General features: G+C 67.4%; 1 protein-coding gene. It reads left to right on the forward strand.

The genetic code is table 11. From position 1 onward, the window contains the following. The coding region (locus DBR10_RS18215; protein ID WP_199225365.1) for a calcium-binding protein at nucleotides 1–2,098 on the forward strand (2,098 nt) is incomplete at both ends.

The raw sequence follows: 2,098 nt of genomic DNA on the forward strand, positions 1-2,098 counted from the left end.
GACACCTTCTATGGCAACGCCGGGTCTGACACTCTGGACGGCGGCGGCGACAACGACACCCTCTATGGCAATGCCGAGGGCGACAGCCTCAGCGGCGGCGACGGGGCCGACTACATCGAGGACAGCGAGGGCTCCAACACCGTCGACGGCGGCGCGGGCAACGACACCATCTATGCCGCAGGCTCGATCTCGGGCGGCGATGGGGCCGACTACATCTACTACTACCCCAACTACAATGCCGGCTGGATGCCCGCGAGCGTGTCCGGCGGGGCCGGCAACGACACCATCCAGGGCTACAACTACGCCGACGGCAACACCCTCGATGGCGGGGCCGACAACGACTATGTGCGCGGCTGGGAATATGCCGACACCGTCATCGGCGGCTCGGGCAATGACAGCCTGTATGGCCAGTCGAGCCACGACAGCCTCAGTGGCGGCGACGGCGACGACTATCTGCAGGGCGACAGCGGCAATGACACCCTGACCGGCGGTGACGGCTCAGACAGCCTCAGCGGCGGTTCTGGCAATGACAGCATCGACGGCGGCGCAGGGCCCGACACGGTCTATTTCAGCGGCAATGTCGGCGACTATACCGTGGTGCAGGACGCCGTCACCGGCGTGGTCACCATCACCGACAACCGCCCGGGCTCGCCGGACGGGACAGACACCTTCGTCAATATCGAGGTCGCCACCTTTGCCGACGACGACCTGACCTTCGGCCTCAACCCTGGCGGCCTGTTCCCGGGCACGGCGGCGGGCGAGACCCTCACCGGCTCGGCGGCCAACGACACGCTCGACGGCCTGGGCGGCAATGACAGCCTGATCGGCCTGAGCGGCAGCGACCTGCTGGACGGCGGCGAGGGCAATGACACGGCCACCGGCGGCAACGGCGCCGACACCCTTCTGGGAGGCCTGGGCGCTGACGTTCTGTCGGGCGACGCGGGCAATGACAGCGCCCAGGGCGGAGACGGGAACGACGCGCTTTACGGCAATGCCGGTGAAGACACCCTGGAGGGCGGAGCCGACAACGACACGATCTACGGCAACGCCAGTGGCGACAGCCTGTCGGGCGGCGACGGCGCCGACTATATCGAGGACAGCGAGGGTTCCAACACCGTTGATGGCGGTGCCGGTAACGACACCATCTATGCGGCGGGCACGATCTCGGGCGGCGACGGGGCCGACTACCTCTATTTCTATCCCAACTACAATGCCGGCTGGGTCCCCGCGAGCGTCGATGGCGGGGCCGGAAACGACACCATCCAGGGCTACAACTACGCCGACGGCAACATCCTCGATGGCGGCGCCGACAATGACAGCGTGCGCGGCTGGGAATATGCCGATAGCGTCAGCGGCGGCACGGGCAATGACAGCCTGTACGGCCAGTCTGGTGCAGACACCCTGCGGGGCGGCGAGGGCGTCGACTATCTGCAAGGCGATAGCGGCAATGACACCCTCGACGGTGGCGATGGCGATGACAGCCTGGTCGGCGGCGCGGGCAATGACGACCTGGACGGCGGCGACGGCGACAATGTCGCCTTCTTCTCGGGCAACCGGGCCAACTATACCGTCACGGGCAACCAGACCGGCCTGATGGTCATCGACAATCGCGGCGGCTCGCCCGATGGCTCCGACACCGTGCGCAATGTGCAGTTGCTGCGCTTCGCCGACCAGGATGTGTCGGTGGATACCGGCCTGGCGGGCCTGGTGATCAACGGCACGGCCGGGCCTGACCAGGGCGGGACGTCGCTGATCGGCACCATCCTCAATGACACCATTAACGGCCTGGGCGGCGATGACTCCCTCGTCGGCCTGGCGGGCCTGGACCAGCTGAACGGCGGCGAGGGCAACGACACCCTGGTCGGGGGCGCCGGCAACGACACCCTGGACGGTGGGACCGGTGCCAACCGCGCCATCTTCGCCGGCGTGCGCGCCGACTATTCGATCAGCACGGTTGCGGGCGTGACCACGGTCACCGACCTGCAGGCCGGCATTGCGGGCAATGACGGCTCAGACACCCTGACCAATGTCCGTACGCTGCAGTTCGCCGACCAGGTGGTGGTGCTCAACACCGCGCCCACCGCCGGCAATGACACCG

This window comes from Caulobacter sp. HMWF025, from assembly GCF_003060965.1.
Classification (GTDB): domain Bacteria; phylum Pseudomonadota; class Alphaproteobacteria; order Caulobacterales; family Caulobacteraceae; genus Caulobacter.